The following is a 2,113-nucleotide window of genomic DNA, read 5'->3' on the forward strand; positions in this document are numbered from 1 at the left end:
GATTCTCCACAGCCATTCGCCCCTGTCGAATCCGATGGGCGAGGGCTACAGCTACGCAGCAGAGTTCGAATCCCTCGACGTCGAGGCTCTGAAGCGGGACATCTTCGAGGTGATGACGACCTCACAGGATTGGTGGCCGGCCGACTACGGCCATTACGGGCCACTCTTCATCCGGATGAGTTGGCATGCTGCAGGTACGTACCGTATCGCGGACGGTCGCGGCGGTGGCGGCAAGGGCGCTCAGCGTTTCGCGCCCCTCAACAGCTGGCCCGACAACGCGAGCCTGGACAAGGCGCGCCGGCTGCTCTGGCCTGTCAAACAGAAGTACGGCCGGAAGATCTCCTGGGCGGACCTCATCATCTTCGCCGGCAACTGCGCCTACGAATCGATGGGGTTCAAGACGTTCGGTTTCGGCTTCGGGCGTGAGGACATCTACGAGCCCGACGAGGTCTTCTGGGGGCCGGAGGACACGTGGCTCGGGGACGAGCGTTACAGCGGCGACAGGGAACTCTCCGGCCCCCTCGGTGCCGTGCAGATGGGCCTGATCTACGTGAATCCGGAAGGCCCCAACGGCAACCCGGACCCGATCGCCGCGGCCAGGGACATCCGTGAGACGTTCGGCCGCATGGCGATGAACGACGTCGAGACCGCCGCACTCATCGTCGGCGGCCATACCATCGGCAAGACCCACGGTGCCGCCACGGCAGACCACGTCGGTCCCGAGCCCGAGGCCGCCCCGATCGAGCAGCAGGGTCTGGGATGGAAGAACTCCTTCGGGACCGGCGTCGGTAAGGACGCGATCACCAGTGGTCTCGAGGGCGCGTGGACGCCCACCCCGAAGGAGTGGGACAACAGCTTCCTCGAGACCCTGTACGGCTTCGAGTGGGAGAAGACCAAGAGTCCCGCCGGTGCGTGGCAGTGGATCCCGAAGGATGGGGCCGGGTCCGATGCCGTTCCCGACGCCCACGACCCGTCGAAGAGGCATTCCCCGGTGATGCTGACGACGGACCTCTCGCTGCGGTTCGACCCGACCTACGGGCCGATCACCCGCCGGTGGCTGGACCACCCGGAGGAACTCGAAGCCGAGTTCGGCAAGGCGTGGTACAAGCTGCTGCATCGCGATATGGGACCCGTCTCCCGCTATCTCGGACCGTGGATCCCGGAACCGCAACTGTGGCAGGACCCCGTCCCCGCGGTCGATCACGAACTGATCGGGGAAGCTGACATCGCTGCTCTCGAGGGGAAGATTCTCGAATCGGGATTGTCCATCCCCCAGCTCGTCTCGGCGGCATGGGCGTCCGCGGCCAGCTTCCGCGGCACCGACAGGCGGGGTGGCGCCAACGGGGCTCGCATTCGCCTCGATCCGCAGAAGAACTGGGAGCTCAACGAGCCGGCCCGACTGCCCGAGGTGCTGTCGGTCCTCGAACGGATCCAGCAGGACTTCAACAGCACGCAGTCCGGGAACAAGAAGGTCTCGCTTGCAGACCTGATCATCCTGGCCGGATGCGCCGCCGTCGAGAAAGCGGCCGAGAACGCCGGGCTCGACATCACGGTCCCGTTCGCACCCGGCCGCACCGACGCCTCGCAGGAGCAGACCGACGCGGAGTCCTTCGCAGTGCTCGAACCCAGGGCCGACGGGTTCCGAAACTACCTCCGGGCCGGAGAGAAGCTGCCGGCAGAACGTCTGCTGTTGGACCGGGCGAACATGTTGACGCTGACCGCACCGGAGATGACGGTTCTGATCGGCGGGTTGCGCGCGCTGAACGCCAACTTCGGGAAGACCGCCCACGGCGTCTTCACCGACCGGCCCGAGGTGCTGACCAACGATTTCTTCGTGAACCTGCTCGACATGGACACGGAGTGGAAAACATCCGAATCGGCCGAGAACGTCTATGAGGGTCGCGATCGAGCCACGGGCGAGGTCAAGTGGACGGCCACCGCCGTCGATCTCGTCTTCGGTGCGAACTCGCAGTTGCGTGGAATCGCCGAGGTCTACGCCGGCGCCGACGCGCAGCAGAAGTTCGTGCAGGACTTCGTCTCTGCGTGGAACAAGGTGATGAACCTCGACAGGTTCGAGCTCGCCTGATCATCCGCACATCTCCTGCGGCGCCCC

1 protein-coding gene is annotated in these 2,113 nt (G+C 65.5%); it reads left to right on the forward strand.

Going from position 1 to position 2,113, the window contains the following annotated elements; all coding sequences use genetic code 11:
- Position 1: 1 nt before the first annotated feature.
- A complete protein-coding gene (gene katG, locus WAW17_RS25195; RefSeq protein ID WP_422335609.1) occupies positions 2–2,086 on the forward strand; it encodes a catalase/peroxidase HPI in 2,085 nt (694 codons plus the stop codon).
- The last annotated feature ends 27 nt before the right edge of the window (positions 2,087–2,113 follow it).

It is taken from the genome of Rhodococcus sp. (in: high G+C Gram-positive bacteria), assembly GCF_049286785.1.
Lineage (GTDB): Bacteria > Actinomycetota > Actinomycetes > Mycobacteriales > Mycobacteriaceae > Rhodococcus_F.